This window comes from Hymenobacter rubidus, from assembly GCF_016734815.1.
Taxonomy (GTDB): Bacteria; Bacteroidota; Bacteroidia; order Cytophagales; family Hymenobacteraceae; genus Hymenobacter; species Hymenobacter rubidus.
Map to the genome: position 1 here is coordinate 1 of NZ_JAERQF010000028.1, position 13,958 is coordinate 13,958.

Consider the following 13,958-nt stretch of genomic DNA (forward strand, 5'->3'; position numbering starts at 1 on the left):
CGCTCACCGCTCACCGCTCACCGCTCACCGCTCACCGCTCACCGCTCACCGCTCACCGCTCACCGCTCACCGCTCACGGCTACTCATCATGTCCCGGCGCACTTATTTTCGGTGCCACGGCAGTCTCCCGGGCTTCGCGGTCGAGCCGTTGCTTTTCGGTTTCCGAAGGCTGGCGGGTCATTTGGGTTAAGTCGGGCGAGCCGCCATCCACCCAACAGGTAAACCAGAAATCGCCGATGAGGGCCGCTGCGTAGCGCATCTGGCGCTCCACCTGCCCATTGAGCCGGGAGTGGTAGGCCTTGCTGAAATCGCGCGAGTACGTCCGCACCGTTTGGCTGCCGCGCTGCTCGTAGCCAAATTTCTGGTCTTCTTGGTACTGCGCCGTCAGCTCTTTCTCGAACCGCAGCACCGAATCCACGGCCGCGTGCGAGCGGATAACGGCTGCCCAAATGGCATCGCTGGGCCGCTCCAGGTACTCCGCTTTGCCACTGAACAGGTCGTAGTCCGAGCTCAGCAGCTCCGGCAGCCGCGACTCCCATAGCCCGTGAATACCGCGCTGCCCGGTCATCTGGCCGTTGTAGTTGCGGGTGGTGTGCAGCGGCACGCAGGCATCGGCCACGTAGTGCCCCAGGTCGGCCGAGAGGCTCAGAATCCGGTCCGTGTCCTTGGCTTTGAAGGCGGCGGTGAGCTGATTTTTCATGCTCACCACGTTCCAGGGCACAATGCCGTGGCGCAGCAGGGAATCTTCGCCGTAGCGGGCCACGGCGTCGGCGTACTTGCGGGGCAGCTTGTACTCGGCGCTGTCGCCGTAGCGGTCCACGTCCAGAAAGTGCTTGGGGGCCTCGCCGGGCACCACCGTGCGCCGCGAGTCGGGCCGGGTGGCGTTCACGGTCAGGTACTCAATGTTGGCCTTGTAAAAGCCAATCATGCCCGGCGGCAGCGTGTACACCGCCAGCCGGTTTAGCAGCCGGTGGCCAAAAAAGCCCCAGGCGTAGGCCCGATGCGCCACGAACAGCAAAGGCAGCAAAAGCAGCAGCAGAAATCCGTATTTTTTCACGGTGAACAAGGTACGGAGCTACTGCCTAATTTGAAGCTGTTTAAAAAGTCAATCCTCCCGTCATCCTGAGCGCAGCGAAGGACCTTCTCAAGTAGAGCAGTTAGTTCAACGGTTAGAAGGTCCTTCGCTGTGCTCAGGATGACAGCCGAATGGAGCGCCTACCGCCGTCGGCCTTCGCCCGCGAACTTCATGCGGTAGTCGTGCTTCACGTCGCCCTTGCTGATGCGGGCCAGCTTGCCTTTCAGCAATTGCTTTTTAAAGCCGGAGAGCTTGTCGGTGAACAAGATGCCTTCCAGGTGGTCGTATTCGTGCTGAATAATGCGGGCCGCCATGCCCGAGAAAGCTTCTTCGTGCACCTGGCGGTTTTCGTCCTCATAGCGCAGCACAATGTCGGCGTGGCGCGTCACCAGCTCCCGAATGCCGGGAATGCTCAGGCAGCCTTCCTCAAAGCCCCATTCCTCGCCGGTTTCGCTCACCATTTGGGGGTTGATGAAAGCCCGCTTCACGGGTGTTTCGGGCACTTCGCCTTCTTCCAACTCGGCCAGGTCTTCCTCGTCCAGCTCCACCATCGGGGTCGAGTCGATGGTAAACAAGCGCACGGCTTTGCCAATCTGCGGGGCCGCCAGCCCCACGCCGTGGGCCGAGTACATGGTTTCAAACATGTCGGCAATCAGCTGCTGAAGCTCAGCGGCGGGCAGGTCGGCGGGCAGGTTTTTGGCTTTGGTCTTGAGAACGGGGTCGCCGATGGCAACGATGGAATAAATCATGGTATGTAGGTAGTTGTCGGTTATTCGTTGTCAGTTGTCAGAAAGTCGGTGTCTTCGGTTGTTGTCAGTTCGCGCCGCAATGGCCTAACAACTGACAACGAACAACCGACAACTAAACTTCCCGCATCAGCGGCGATTCGAGAAACGACTGCAAAATTAAGGTAGCGCTGATGCGGTCGACGGTGGCTTTGTCGCGCCGGGCTTTTTGGCCCAGGCCACCGGCCAGCATCGTAGCATGCGCCATGCGCGAAGTAAACCGCTCGTCAAACTCGTGAACGGGCAGCTCGGGCAGCTCGCGGCGCAGCCGGCGCAACAGGCCTACCACGGCGCTGGTCACGTCGGTCGGCTCGTTGAGCAGCGTGCGCGGCATACCTACCACAATGGCCCGCAGCGGCTCGCGCCGGTGGTAAGCCAGCACATAGGCCACCAAATCCTGGCTATGAATGGTTTCCAGCGGCGAGGCAATCAGGCACAAAGGGTCGGTCACGGCCAGCCCCACGCGCTTGTTCCCGTAATCGATGGCGAGGATGCGGCTCATGGGTTGGCGGGGAGAAGGAAATACAGTAGCAAGCGCGGTTCTGCAAAGGTACGGACAAGGCATTGCCAGCGGATGGCATTCTTGTGCCATAATAGTTAAACGCTTGATTCGGTCCTGCTCAAATGCTGAACCAAGGCGAGGTCCTATCTTCCTGTGCGCACGAAAAACCCCGGCGGTGCAGCACCAGCCGGGGTCTTTCAGCCTTCGCCGGCTGATTACTGGTACACTAGGCGCGTGGTGGCACGGGTACCATCTTGTCCTTCGTAGCGTAATAGGTACACGCCCGGCAGCAAGCCACCGGGCGGCAGGACCACGGCTGCCGACCCCACGGCCACGGCTTGCCGCGCACAGGCACGGCCCAACTCATCGTAGGCGGTAAGCACACCGCCTGCCCGACTAGCAGCGGGCAGTTGCACGGTAGCGCCAGCCGCGTTGGCGGGATTGGGGAAGACCATCAGATTGGCCTTAGCGGTTGGTACCGCCGGCTGCACGGCTAGCGGAGTGAAAGCACTCCACTCCGCCAGGAAAGCATCGGAGCCACCGTAGACACCGTTCGTGTACCAACCGCCAATGAGCAGGCTGCCCGTACTGGTGCGCAGCACCGAGGAGGCGTAGGTTTGGCCAGCTCGATAGAGCATGGTATCGTTGACCACTTGGCCGGTACGGGGCCGAAAGCGCGTAAGGTGGATGTTGTCGGCATAGAAGCCGCTGACGATAGTAAAGCGCGAGTTGCCAGCCACTATGTAGTTGCCCTGCGCGTCTTCGCAAAGACTTGCCGCGTCCCAGTCACGACCAAGCCTGCGGGGTACCAACGTGTGCCAGAGTGTGTCACCGGTGGGCGTGAGCTTTGTCAGCATCTGCCGCCGCCCTATAACGACGTTGCCATCAGTGGTAGCTAGGGATTGAGGATAACTATTTGGTCCTGGCGTGGTATGAAACTGTAAGTGCGTAATAGTGCCGTTGGCATCGGATACAACGAAGGTGCCTTCAATGCTGCGTGGGGTTGTGCCAACTGTCAGGCCCTGCAAACCGAATAAGTAGTTAGAACCAGTACGTGCGGAGAATGTCCCAGAAGTATAGTTTGGATTAAAACCGTTGGCCGCCAAAAAGGCCGTTAGGTCAAAAGTCCAAAGCGCCGCTCCCGTTAAGGCGTTGTATTTTATTATTTTCCTCTCGGCTGTATAACCTGATGGGGTGGGAGCCGAGTATGTTTTGCCTTCACCACCCAGATAGTTTCCATCCTGGGCTATAACTATTTTTCCGAAGCTCGCACTCAAAGCCGTTGAACCTGTTGCTTTTATTAGTTTCGTCCATAGCGTGTCGCCCATTGGATTGATTTTCAGCCAAAATCCATATCCATTGCCGCTACTCTCAAAACCGGTTACCAATATATTCCCTGCATTATCAACTACCACTCCACTAGGATATGGTCTGAAAGTCCGACGAGGTATTATCTTTTTCGTCCAGACTGTATCGCCCAGTACGTTAGTGCGCACAGCCAATAGATAGCGTGCAAAAGACAATGGCGGCGAGCCAGGGTATTCCACCCCACTAAGTAGCAAATAGCCGCCGGTAGGCATCGCCAAGGTAAACCCATTGACTTCATCTAATGACGAACCGTATGATTGGTTCCACACTGGCGCAATCTGAGCCTGCCCCATTTGGGGCAGGCTCAGTATAAGTAAGAGTAGAAGATAGTAGCGCATCAAATGCTCTCTGGTTAGCGTACTTCCATACATTTCGTCTGGCATGCCTATTGCATTGATTACGAAAATGTTATGACTCCAGCATGCAGTGGTGGCTCTGAGTAGATGATTCATTCGGCATCATGGGTAAATGTGCGTTATAAATTGTGGGAAAGGGGAATCTGTGTCCCTCGCTAGCTGAGGGCTGAGCTTACTAGGAACGCTGACTTATGTAAAAGCAAGCTAAAAAAATATTTTCGATAATCAGAATTATCGGGTTCTGTACATTTTTTGTATAATATAAATATTTATTATAAATCAAGTGTTGACTTTTGTGAATTGATATCAACTGCCCAGACCGCAATCCGTCGAGGCAACCTCAAGCGTAGTTAAGCCGAATCTGGAAGCATAATTCATTCGCATCGGAAACGGCCCGACTCGACGGGAATGGGATGGGGTTTATCGAAAAGTGAATACTGAATTATTAGCAAAGTTCTACTTTTGTACTATTGAAAAGAGAAAATTTTCTTCTTGATGCAATTGTAATATGCCGATAATATCAACGATTATTAGCGTTTTGAAACTAGTTTATTGAATTTAATAAAGAAAATCGGCGGTTGGATAATGGAATGTATTGCAACTAAGAAAATTTCAATAAATTTGAATCCTACTACCTTATTTCTATTCGCTAACATCTCTATTCAACCTGATGCCTGAATCATTACCCACTATTCCGTTAGCCAGCCGCGCCACTGCCTCCGGGCAGCGGCGCGGCTGGGTGCGGCAGGCGCTGCTGCTGGCGTTGGCCATGAGCTGTGGTGTGCTGGTAGCGAACAACCCTTTCCGGCCTTCATCCGAAAACCCCGACGCCACGGCCCGTGGCTACCTGCGCTTTAAGGAAATCCTGAGCTACGTCGACCGCGACTACGCCGACTCCGTCGACACCGAAGGACTGGCCGACTACGCCGTGGCCCAGATGCTGGAAAAGCTCGACCCTCACTCCGTATTTATCCCCGCCCGCGACCGGGAAAAAACCGATGCCTTCCTGCAAAGCGACTACGACGGCGTGGGCATCGAGTTCAACGTTTTCCGCGATACCATGACCGTGGTGTCGCCGCTCAGCGGTGGCCCCGCCGAGCAGGCCGGCATCCAGTCCGGCGACCAGATTCTGAGTATTGGCGGCAAGCGGGTGTCGGGCGGGCATCTCAGCACCAGCCAGCTAACCGCGCTGTTGCGCGGGCCCCGCGGCACCAGCGTGGCCATGGACGTGCGCCGCCGCCACGTGGGCCATCCGCTCAGCCTGAGCATTGCCCGCAGCCGCATCCCCAATACCTCGGTTGATGCCGCTTATCTAATTGACGACCAGACCGGCTACATCAAAGTGAGCCGCTTTGCTTCCAGCACCTACGACGAGTTTAAGGCGGCCCTGGCCGACCTGCGCCGCCAGGGCCTCACCCGCCTTGTGCTCGACCTGCGCGGCAACCCCGGCGGCTACCTCGACCGCGCCACCCGCCTGGCCGATGAGTTCATTGGCGGCTCGCGCAAAATCGTGTACACCGACGGCAAGGGCGAGCAGTACGACTCGCAGACCTACGCCAAAGTGGCCGGCGAATTTGAAGAAGGCGCCCTCGTAGTGCTGGTAGACGAAGGCAGCGCCTCGGCCGCCGAGGTAGTGGCCGGCGCCCTGCAGGACCACGACCGCGCCATTCTGGTGGGCCGCCGCACCTTTGGCAAGGGCCTCGTGCAGCAGCCCATCCCGCTGAGCGACGGCGGTGAGCTGCGCCTCACCATTGCCCGCTACTACACGCCGGCCGGCCGCTCCATCCAGAAGCCCTACGGCGCCAACTACGCCGAATACAGCGCCGAGCTCACCGGCCGCTCGGCCCGGGGCGAACTGCAATCGGCCGATAGCATTCACTTTGCCAAAGAGCTGCGCTTTCGCACCGACCATGGCCGCACGGTGTACGGCGGCGGCGGCATCATGCCCGACGTGTTTGTGCCCCGCGACTCGGTGTCGCACTCAGCCTACTTCACCCGCTTGCTGAGCCACGGCGTGGCCCGCGCCTTCGCCCTCAACTTTTACCAAACCCACAAAGCCGAGCTGGAAGGTTTGCGCTTCGAGCAGTTCAACGCCACCTTCCGCATCACCGATGCGCAACTGGCCAGCCTGACTGCCCAGGCCGCTCAGGATAAGGTGACTGCCGATGCCGCCACCGTGCGCCGCTGCGCCCCGCTGCTGCGCAACCAGCTGAAGGCCTACATTGCCCGCAGTGCCTACGGCTCAATAGCTTATTACACCGTGCTGCGCGAGCAGGATGCCGAGCTGCAGCAAGCCTTGCACGCCGTGAACGACAATACGGCCCAACTGGCGCTGCTGGGCAAATAAGAGGCGGCTATGATGGCAGCAGTAGGGCTAGGCAACGGGGTGTTTATAGCGCATTGCGCGCAATAGACGAGGAGTAGTTCTTACCTTCACGAGCCCAATCCCACCGCTCCGCTCTATGTCGCATTACCACCGCCTCGGCCAGATTCCGCGCAAGCGCCACACCCAATTCCGCCAGCCCGATGGCTCCCTGTATTCGGAGCAACTGGTGGGCACGCTCGGATTTCACGGTGTGTCGTCGCTGCTGTACCACGTGCACCCGCCCACCCAGATTAAAGAAGTGGGCACGCCCAAGCCCTACGCGCCCAAGCTGCTGAAGGACCGGCCGCTTCAGCCCGAACACCTGCGCACCCTGGCCCAGACCACCACCGGCGGCGATTACCTGGCTGCTCGCCAAACCCTGCTCGGCAACGCCGATGTAACCATGAGCATCTGCAACCCCACGGACAAGCAGATGGGGTACTATTACAAAAATGCCCAGGCCGACGAAGTGATTTTCGTGCACGAAGGCCGGGGCGAGCTGTGGAGCCAGATGGGCAAAGTGGCCTTCGAGCCCGGCGACTACGTAGTGGTGCCGCGCACGGTCATCCACCAGCTGCACTTCGAGGAAGGCCCGGTCCGGCTCATGATTATCGAGTCGTTCAGCCCCGTGGAAACTGTGCGGCGCTACCGCAACCACTTCGGGCAGCTGCTGGAACACTCGCCCTACTGCGAGCGCGACATGCGCCCGCCGTTGGAACTGATTACCGACGAGTTTCCGGAAGGCGACTACCTCGTGCAAGTCAAGAAGGAAGGCATGCTGCACCAGCTCACGTACGCGCATTCGCCATTCGACGTGGTGGGCTGGGATGGGTATTTCTACCCGTATGCCTTCAGCATTCACGATTTTGAGCCGATAACGGGCCGCCTGCACCAGCCGCCACCCGTGCACCAGACATTTGAGGGACACAACTACGTGATTTGCTCCTTCGTGCCGCGTCTGTTCGACTACCACCCGCTCAGTATTCCGGCCCCCTACAACCACTCCAACGTGGACTCGGATGAGGTGCTGTACTACGTGGCCGGTAACTTTATGTCGCGCAAGGGCGTTGATTTAGCGTCTTTTACCTGGCACCCCACGGGGCTGCCGCACGGCCCGCACCCCGGCACGGTAGAAGCCAGCCTCGGCAAAAAGGAAACGCACGAATTGGCCGTGATGTTGGACACATTCCGGCCGCTCTACCTCACCGAAACGGCCCTGCCGTACGTAGATGCCCGTTACCCGATGAGCTGGAACCCCGGCTTCGTGCCCGACCCGCCCAAATCGGCGGACATGATGGATTAAGTAGCGTTAATGGTTGCTTTGTCGTAAATTAGCTTAACCCAACTTGTTGTCATCCTATGAAAAAGACGTTTCTAATCGCGCCGCTGCTGTTCTTGTTGGTCCTGATAGGCTGCAAGAAAGTTGATGAGATTCTTACTTTCACCGTCGATGTCTCGCAGAGCGTGACCATACCGGGGTTTGTGCAAGGCGCCCAGTTGGCCCCCGTAACGGTAACGACCAAGTCGGAAGATTCCTTCCGCAACAACAAAACCACCCGCGACAAGGTGAAGGACGTCTACCTCGACAAGATGATTCTGACCGTAACCGACCCGCCCGGCAACACCTTCGACTTTCTCAAGAAGGTAGATATCTACATCAGCACGAATTCCACCAACAAGATTTTGCTGGCCCACATCGACGACGTACCTCGTGGTGTAACTAGCATTACGCTGGTGCCCACCACCTCCCGGCTCGATGAATACCTCAAATCAGACACATACGACCTGACGGCAATAGCCACCTCTAGCGGGTTCAGCCTCACCAATTTCACGGTGCGCTCCGACGCTACGTTCAAGGTGACAGCTGCGCCGTTGTAAGCCAGTTGCTTTGGTCAATAAAAAAGCCGGTCCCGCAAAGGGCCGGCTTTTTTGTGATTAATAGTGGCCGGGCTCATTACCGCACCACGGCCACGCGGTTGTAATGGTCCATCATGCGGGCAATGTCGGCCGGCCGGGTGTAGTCGAGGTGCTGCTCGGTGGCGAAGGTGCGCACATCGTCGGAGCGGCTGCCAAACAGGTGCAGCACCGACGACTGCGTGGGTTCGAGCGGGCGCAAAGGTTCGCCGCCGGTGGTGCCGGGGCCCGCCATCAGGATGCCCACCAGCGGGCGGTGGCCGCTGGCGGCTGCGTCGGGAGCGACGGAGTACAGCCAGGCCAGCAGCATGGGGCCCGCATCAATGGCCGTCAGCACCTCCACAAACTCGCGGCGGGTACCGCCGCTGCCTTCTTTCACCATGCGGGAGCGGAAGCGGCGCAAGGGGGTTTCCTTGTCACCGGCCTCGCCAATGTCGAAGCCGCGCAGGCTGCCGGCGGGCCACAAGTGGGTGGAGTCGGTGTTGAGCGAATCCTGTACTTCCAGCAAATGCAGGCCGGGGTGGTAGCGCAGGCCAGGCACCAGCACATTGTGGCCGTCGAAGGTGCGCAAAGTGCCAAACTGGAAAGCGCCGCCGCTCACCAAGGCTTCGCGCTGCTGCCGGATGGCCGTGCGCAGCCCCGACCCTCCGGGCGCGGTATTGGCCTGGCGGTACAGCGCCAGAGCCTCGCTCTGCTCGCGGCCCGCCTGGGCCGCCGCCGGGAGGCACGGGACCAGCGTGGGTAACGCTAGTAAGAAGAAAAAAAGAATGGTTTTCACTAGCTTGGGAAAACGAATAATTTGAGAATTAGGTAATTGACAAAGATAAAGAAGTAGGTGTATTTGCAACAAGCAGCTGGCCACGGGCGGGCCAGTTGTGGCAGGCCAGCCCGTGGGTATGGGTTTTATTTCGCTACTTTTTGATTGTAGTACTCCACCATGCGCATCACCTGGCCCAGGTCGGTATAGCTGAGGTGCTCCTTGGCCGCAAAAGCCTCGACCGGCGCGGCCTGCGCCCCAAACAGTTTCACCACCGACCGCTGGTTGAGCACGATGCTGCGCAGGGGCTCGTGCGGGGCTTTGCCGGGGCCGGCCACCACCACCTGCCCTATCTCGGTGCGGGCTTCCTTGGTTTTGGTTTGGAGCACGGGGTCGTACTGGGCATCGTCGTGGTGGTATTGGTGTACCACGCCCAGTACCAGGGGGCAGTCGTCGTCCACGGTCAGTACCTCCACAAAGGTGCGCTTCACACTGCCGTCGCGCACGTCGTAGGTGCGGAAATGCCGGGCCTCGGAGCCTTTGCCCAGGTAAAACCCGTCGAGGCTGCCGGGGGGCCATACGTGGCTGCCTGTCGAGTCGCGCACTTCGAGCAAGCGCAGCGCCACGTTGTACTTCATGGCGGGCACGCGCACCCGGCGCTTGTTGAGCAACACCAGGGTGCCCGGCTGGTCCATGGCCACTAAATAGGCTTCAGGGGCATTGATGAGGTCTTTGTGCATCCGCTCCAACGCGTCGGGGGAGTTGGCGCGCAGGTACAAGTCGACGGCAACGTCGGCGGGGTCGCGGTTGGTTTGGGCCTGGGCCTGGGCCTGTTCGGCCAGCAGCATGAGCCCAACGACCCAATAAGCGAGTTTCGGTAGTTTCATGAAAAAGAAAGGTAGTGTGCCAGTAGAAAGAAAAGCGCTTGCTGCTTACCGGTTGCGGCCGTACTGCTCGTGGCTGCTCACCCAGTCGGAGCTGCTAATGGCGGCGCCCAGGCTGAGTTCGCCGGCCAATACCACGCCAGCCACTATTTCGGCAAACTTGCGCACCGTGCCGCGGCCCACACAGCCCAGCATGTGCAGGCATTCGCCCTGGGTGGCCAGGCCGGTGCCGCCGCCGTGGGTGGCCACAATCAGGCTCGGAATGGTGATGCTGATGTAGAGGTCGCCGTCCTTCGTCACTTCGGAGTACAGGATGCCGGCCGAGGATTCGCTCACGTTGGCTACGTCCTGGCCGGTGGCGATGAACAGAGCCGTGATGCCGTTGGCCGAGTGCGCGCCGTTGTTGTTGGCCCCCGAGATGAAGGCGCCCACGTTGCTCACCTGGCCGTGGTAGGCCAACTGCTCGGGCGTCACGCGCATGCGCTGCATCAGCACGTCGCGCTTCACCACGGCTTCGGCCACCACGCGCTTGCCGCGGGTGCGCATCACGTTGATTTGGGAAGCTTTTTTGTCGGTGGCGAAGTTCGATTCGAGGTAGAAGTGCTCGATTTTCGGCCCCTTATAGTTTTCCAGAATCCAGGAGCAGGCCGCGAAGGTGGCGCGGCCCACCATGTTCTGGCCGGCGGCGTCGCCGGTGCTGAAATTGAAGCGCAGGTAGGCGAATTTGTTGCTCAGGTAGGTGTCGATGTACTGCAGCTTGGCCACGCTGGACGTGCTTTCGGCCTGCGGCCGAATCTGGTCGATGGTGTCTTCCACCCACTTCCCAAAGTCGCGGGCTCCGCGCGCATCGTCGAACACAAACACCGGGGCGCGCTGCATGGCGTCGCCAATGACGGTGCATTTCACGCCGCCGCACAGGTTCAGTACCTGCATGCCGCGGTTGTAGCTGGCCACCAGGGTGCCCTCGGTGGTGGCCATCGGAATCAGGAAATCGCCCTGAGCGTGCTCGCCGTTCACCGTGAGCGGGCCGGCCAGGCCCACCGGAATCTGGGCCACGCCCATGAAATGCTCGCAGTTGCCCTGCAGCTGGTGGGCATCGAAGGAGTAGTGCTTGAGGTGCTGGAATTCCTTGCCTGAAAATTGCTCGGCGAAGCGCTGACGGGCGGCAATGGCCGCTTCGGAGTAGTCGTCCTCGTCGGAGCGCGGAATGCGGGGCTTGTGCAGGGCGGCGCTCACGATGGCATCTTCCACCTCCACGTGGAGCTCGCCAAAGGCATCGGTCGAAAACCAGGCCTGCACCGCGTGCATGCCCTCGGGCAGGGCGGGGGTGTCGAGCACAATCAGGAGGGTGCGGCCCACGGGCAGCTCAATGCCTTGGCCGTTGGCGTCGATGCTGCTGGCGGGCCGCTGCTCGCCGTTGCCCAAATCCACCCGAATGCGCTCGGCCGGAATCACCACGTCGCCAATCTGGACCTTCTGAAAACCCGTGACGTTGACGGTGTCGAGCCGGTTTTTGATGCTGAAGGCCACGCCCGCATTTCCGGGCAGATTGTGGAGGCTGCCGCGGGTGTACAGCAGCTTGAGGAGCATGGGCGAGGGCGTGAAAACCATAGAAGCGGAGCGTTGGGTTTGCGTGGGAATTGAGGGCCGGCGAAGCGCGGGAGTAAGTTGGGGAATTTTGGGCGGAATCACCAAAAAAACCTTCTGCCGTGGGCGCGCCAGCGCCCGGCCCGTCGAAAAGTGGCGTTAACCGCCAGGCCGGGGCCGGGCCAGCCCCCGAAAAAAAGGACTTTGTGCTACCGTCCCATCCAGCCGCCATCCACGGTCAGGATAGTGCCGTGCACGTAGTCGCTGGCGGCCGAGGCGAGGAACACCGTGGGGCCTTTAAAATCATCGGGTGTGCCCCAGCGGCCGGCCGGAATGCGGCCCAGAATGGTGCTGCTGCGTTCGCCGTCCTGGCGCAGGGCGGTGGTGTTGTCGGTGGCGATGTAGCCGGGGGCAATGGCGTTGACGTTGACGCCGCGTCCGGCCCACTCGTTGGCCAGGGCTTTCACCAGCGAGCCGATGGCGCCCTTGCTGGCGGCGTAGCCCGGCACGTTGATACCGCCCTGAAAAGTGAGCAGCGAGGCCGTGAAGATGATTTTGCCCGAACCGTTTCGCAGCATCTGCCCGCCGATGGCGCGGGCCAGGCGGAAGGGCGCATCGAGGTTGATGTCCAGTACGTCGTCCCAGTCGTCATCCGAATGCTCGGCGGCCGGGGCCCGGCGGATGGTGCCCGCGTTGTTAATCAGGATGTCGATGACCGGAAAATCGGCCTGCACTTTCGCTGCAAAGGCATCGACCTGTGGGCGCTGGCTGAAATCGGTTTGGTAGGCATAGAACCGGCGGCCCAGGGCCTGCACTTGTTGGCCGGTTTCGCTGCCCGCCAGGGCAAGGGTGGCCGAAACGCCGATGATGTCGGCCCCAGCTTCGGCCAGGCCCAGGGCCATGGCCTGGCCAATGCCTTTGTTGCAGCCCGTTACCAGGGCAATTTTACCGGTCAGGTCAAATAAAGTAGGTGTGTTCATTAAAACAGCGTGCGGGTGAATCGTGGCAAGGTACACCGTCGGCGGCCCCTCGAAGCGGCCCCTTGGCCGGTGCATGGGTGCAGTGCGCCAGGTTGGTCAACGTTACCGCTTGCTATTGGGGCTCGGGGCCTTTGGCGGAAGACACCAGCCCCGTATTGCCCGGTGAAATAGCCAGGGGCTTGCCCGTAATGGAGCTGGGGTGGCGCGGGGCTGGTCGGCAAATGCCACGCGCAGGTGCCAGCTGTGCATCGGTGGTAAGCTCCGACGCCCCAGGTGGATGGCCGGCCTGCTCCGTTATTTCAGCTTGATGACTTCGGAGCCGGCCAGTAGAAAAGCGCCGGTGCCGTACACTTCCCAGCTCTCGGCCGAGAAGTCGCGGCGCGGGTCGGCCCCGATGGGCTGCACCCAGCCCACACGGCCCTCCGGCGATACCACCTTGTTCAGGGCCACCCAGGCGTTGCGCACGGCGGGCAGGTAGGTGGGCTTGTCCAGAATGCCTTGGTTGATGCCCCAGGCCAGGGCGTAGGTGTCGAACCCAGAGCCCGAGGTTTCGCCGCCAGGGTAGGCTGCCGGGTCGAGCAGGCTAGAGCGCCACAGGCCATCGGGCTGCTGCAGCTGCACCAGCCGGGCGCTCATTTCCTTGAAAAGGCTCACGTAAAAGGCGCGGCTGGGGTGGCGGGCCGGTAGCTCCTGCAGCACCTGCACCAAGCCGCCCATCACCCAGCCGTTGCCCCGGCTCCAGAAAACGCGCTGGCCGTTTTGCTCCTTTTTGCCCTCGTTGGCCGCCGTCCACAGGTAGCCGGCATCGCGCGAGAACAGGTGCTCCGCGTGGTTGAACAGCCGCTTGTAGGTCTGCTGATACAGCGTGTCGCTGAGGGCCAGGTACTGGGGTTGGTTTTCGATGATGCCCAGTTTGACCAGCACCGGCGGGCCCATAAACAGGGCATCGCACCACCACCAGGCAATGCCGTGGTTGCGCACTTCGGGGCCCGGCTCGGTTCGGAATTTCTCCACCAAGGCCAGGGTGGGCGCTAGCATGCGGCGGTCCTTTTTGAGCCGGTATAAGTTCAGGTAAGTCTGGCAGATGGCCATGTCGTCGGCGTGGTCGTAGCGCTGGGCCGGACGCCACTGGGTTCGTTCGCCCATGGCCAGCAGCGAATCCAATAGGAGCCGGGAATGGGTGGCCTGATAGGCGGCAAACACGCCGGAGTAAAACGCGCCATTGGTCCAGTCCGTCGGCGGGTGCTTGGGATGGGCGAGCTGCCAGCGGGCAGCTTTCAACAGCTGTGTTTTAACAAACTTCGGCCTGAAAACAGCCTTGTCGGCGGGGCTCAGCTGCTGTGCCGAACCGATGTGGCCGCAGCCCAGCGCCAGAAGCAAGGCGC

Annotated in this window: 12 protein-coding genes; 3 read left to right on the top strand and 9 right to left on the bottom strand. The window is 60.3% G+C overall.

The genetic code is table 11. The features are described 5' to 3' along the window. Positions 1 to 79: 79 nt before the first annotated feature. From JKL48_RS16860 to JKL48_RS16875, 4 genes are all read right to left on the bottom strand, one after another. A complete protein-coding gene (locus tag JKL48_RS16860; protein WP_317191961.1) occupies positions 80 to 1,057 on the bottom strand; it encodes a zinc dependent phospholipase C family protein in 978 nt (325 codons plus the stop codon). 158 nt (positions 1,058 to 1,215) lie between these two features. After that, positions 1,216 to 1,824 carry a peptide deformylase gene (def, locus tag JKL48_RS16865; RefSeq protein ID WP_201984996.1) on the bottom strand — a complete coding sequence of 203 codons (609 nt, stop codon included), beginning with the start codon at positions 1,822 to 1,824 and terminating at the stop codon, positions 1,216 to 1,218. A gap of 112 nt (positions 1,825 to 1,936) precedes the next feature. Next, on the bottom strand, positions 1,937 to 2,362 hold the full coding sequence (gene ruvX / locus JKL48_RS16870; RefSeq protein WP_201984998.1) for a Holliday junction resolvase RuvX: 426 nt from the start codon (positions 2,360 to 2,362) through the stop codon (positions 1,937 to 1,939). 215 nt (positions 2,363 to 2,577) lie between these two features. Further along, positions 2,578 to 3,219 carry a T9SS type A sorting domain-containing protein gene (locus tag JKL48_RS16875; protein WP_201985007.1) on the bottom strand — a complete coding sequence of 214 codons (642 nt, stop codon included), beginning with the start codon at positions 3,217 to 3,219 and terminating at the stop codon, positions 2,578 to 2,580. 1,537 nt (positions 3,220 to 4,756) lie between these two features. On the opposite strand from JKL48_RS16875, the gene JKL48_RS16880 reads away from it, so the two are divergent. The 3 genes from JKL48_RS16880 to JKL48_RS16890 all read left to right on the top strand — a co-directional run bounded on the left by JKL48_RS16880 (position 4,757) and on the right by JKL48_RS16890 (position 8,329). Continuing rightward, positions 4,757 to 6,433, top strand: coding sequence for a S41 family peptidase (locus JKL48_RS16880; RefSeq protein ID WP_201985019.1), 1,677 nt, complete (start codon positions 4,757 to 4,759; stop codon positions 6,431 to 6,433). Between the two features lie 115 nt (positions 6,434 to 6,548). Next, entirely contained in the window at positions 6,549 to 7,754 is a 1,206-nt protein-coding gene (locus tag JKL48_RS16885) for a homogentisate 1,2-dioxygenase (RefSeq protein ID WP_201985023.1), read from the top strand. Positions 7,755 to 7,810: 56 nt separating this feature from the next. Then, a complete protein-coding gene (locus JKL48_RS16890) occupies positions 7,811 to 8,329 on the top strand; it encodes a hypothetical protein (RefSeq protein WP_201985025.1) in 519 nt (172 codons plus the stop codon). A 76-nt stretch (positions 8,330 to 8,405) separates the two neighbouring features. Here JKL48_RS16890 and JKL48_RS16895 read toward each other — a convergent pair whose 3' ends face one another. The 5 genes from JKL48_RS16895 to JKL48_RS16915 all read right to left on the bottom strand — a co-directional run bounded on the left by JKL48_RS16895 (position 8,406) and on the right by JKL48_RS16915 (position 13,854). Then, entirely contained in the window at positions 8,406 to 9,143 is a 738-nt protein-coding gene (locus JKL48_RS16895) for a hypothetical protein (protein WP_201985027.1), read from the bottom strand. Between the two features lie 125 nt (positions 9,144 to 9,268). Next, positions 9,269 to 10,009: a hypothetical protein gene (locus JKL48_RS16900; protein ID WP_201985029.1), complete on the bottom strand. Its 741-nt coding sequence runs from the start codon at positions 10,007 to 10,009 to the stop codon at positions 9,269 to 9,271. Between the two features lie 45 nt (positions 10,010 to 10,054). After that, positions 10,055 to 11,617 carry a hydroxymethylglutaryl-CoA reductase gene (locus JKL48_RS16905; protein ID WP_201985030.1) on the bottom strand — a complete coding sequence of 521 codons (1,563 nt, stop codon included), beginning with the start codon at positions 11,615 to 11,617 and terminating at the stop codon, positions 10,055 to 10,057. 185 nt (positions 11,618 to 11,802) lie between these two features. Beyond that, positions 11,803 to 12,573, bottom strand: coding sequence for a 2-dehydro-3-deoxy-D-gluconate 5-dehydrogenase KduD (kduD, locus tag JKL48_RS16910; RefSeq protein ID WP_201985033.1), 771 nt, complete (start codon positions 12,571 to 12,573; stop codon positions 11,803 to 11,805). A gap of 294 nt (positions 12,574 to 12,867) precedes the next feature. After that, positions 12,868 to 13,854 (bottom strand): glycoside hydrolase family 88/105 protein, encoded by a 987-nt coding sequence (locus tag JKL48_RS16915; RefSeq protein WP_236668871.1) that lies wholly within the window; start codon positions 13,852 to 13,854, stop codon positions 12,868 to 12,870. Positions 13,855 to 13,958 lie beyond the last annotated feature (104 nt).

Excerpts from the sequence above, each read along its gene's own strand:
- JKL48_RS16890 (WP_201985025.1), top strand. The coding sequence starts at position 7,811 with ATGAAAAAGACGTTTCTAATCGCGCCGCTGCTGTTCTTGTTGGTCCTG.
- JKL48_RS16900 (WP_201985029.1), bottom strand. The coding sequence starts at position 10,009 with ATGAAACTACCGAAACTCGCTTATTGGGTCGTTGGGCTCATGCTGCTG.
- ruvX (WP_201984998.1), bottom strand. The coding sequence starts at position 2,362 with ATGAGCCGCATCCTCGCCATCGATTACGGGAACAAGCGCGTGGGGCTG.
- JKL48_RS16880 (WP_201985019.1), top strand. The coding sequence starts at position 4,757 with ATGCCTGAATCATTACCCACTATTCCGTTAGCCAGCCGCGCCACTGCC.
- def (WP_201984996.1), bottom strand. The coding sequence starts at position 1,824 with ATGATTTATTCCATCGTTGCCATCGGCGACCCCGTTCTCAAGACCAAA.
- JKL48_RS16885 (WP_201985023.1), top strand. The coding sequence starts at position 6,549 with ATGTCGCATTACCACCGCCTCGGCCAGATTCCGCGCAAGCGCCACACC.
- JKL48_RS16905 (WP_201985030.1), bottom strand. The coding sequence starts at position 11,617 with ATGGTTTTCACGCCCTCGCCCATGCTCCTCAAGCTGCTGTACACCCGC.
- kduD (WP_201985033.1), bottom strand. The coding sequence starts at position 12,573 with ATGAACACACCTACTTTATTTGACCTGACCGGTAAAATTGCCCTGGTA.
- JKL48_RS16875 (WP_201985007.1), bottom strand. The coding sequence starts at position 3,219 with ATGCTGACAAAGCTCACGCCCACCGGTGACACACTCTGGCACACGTTG.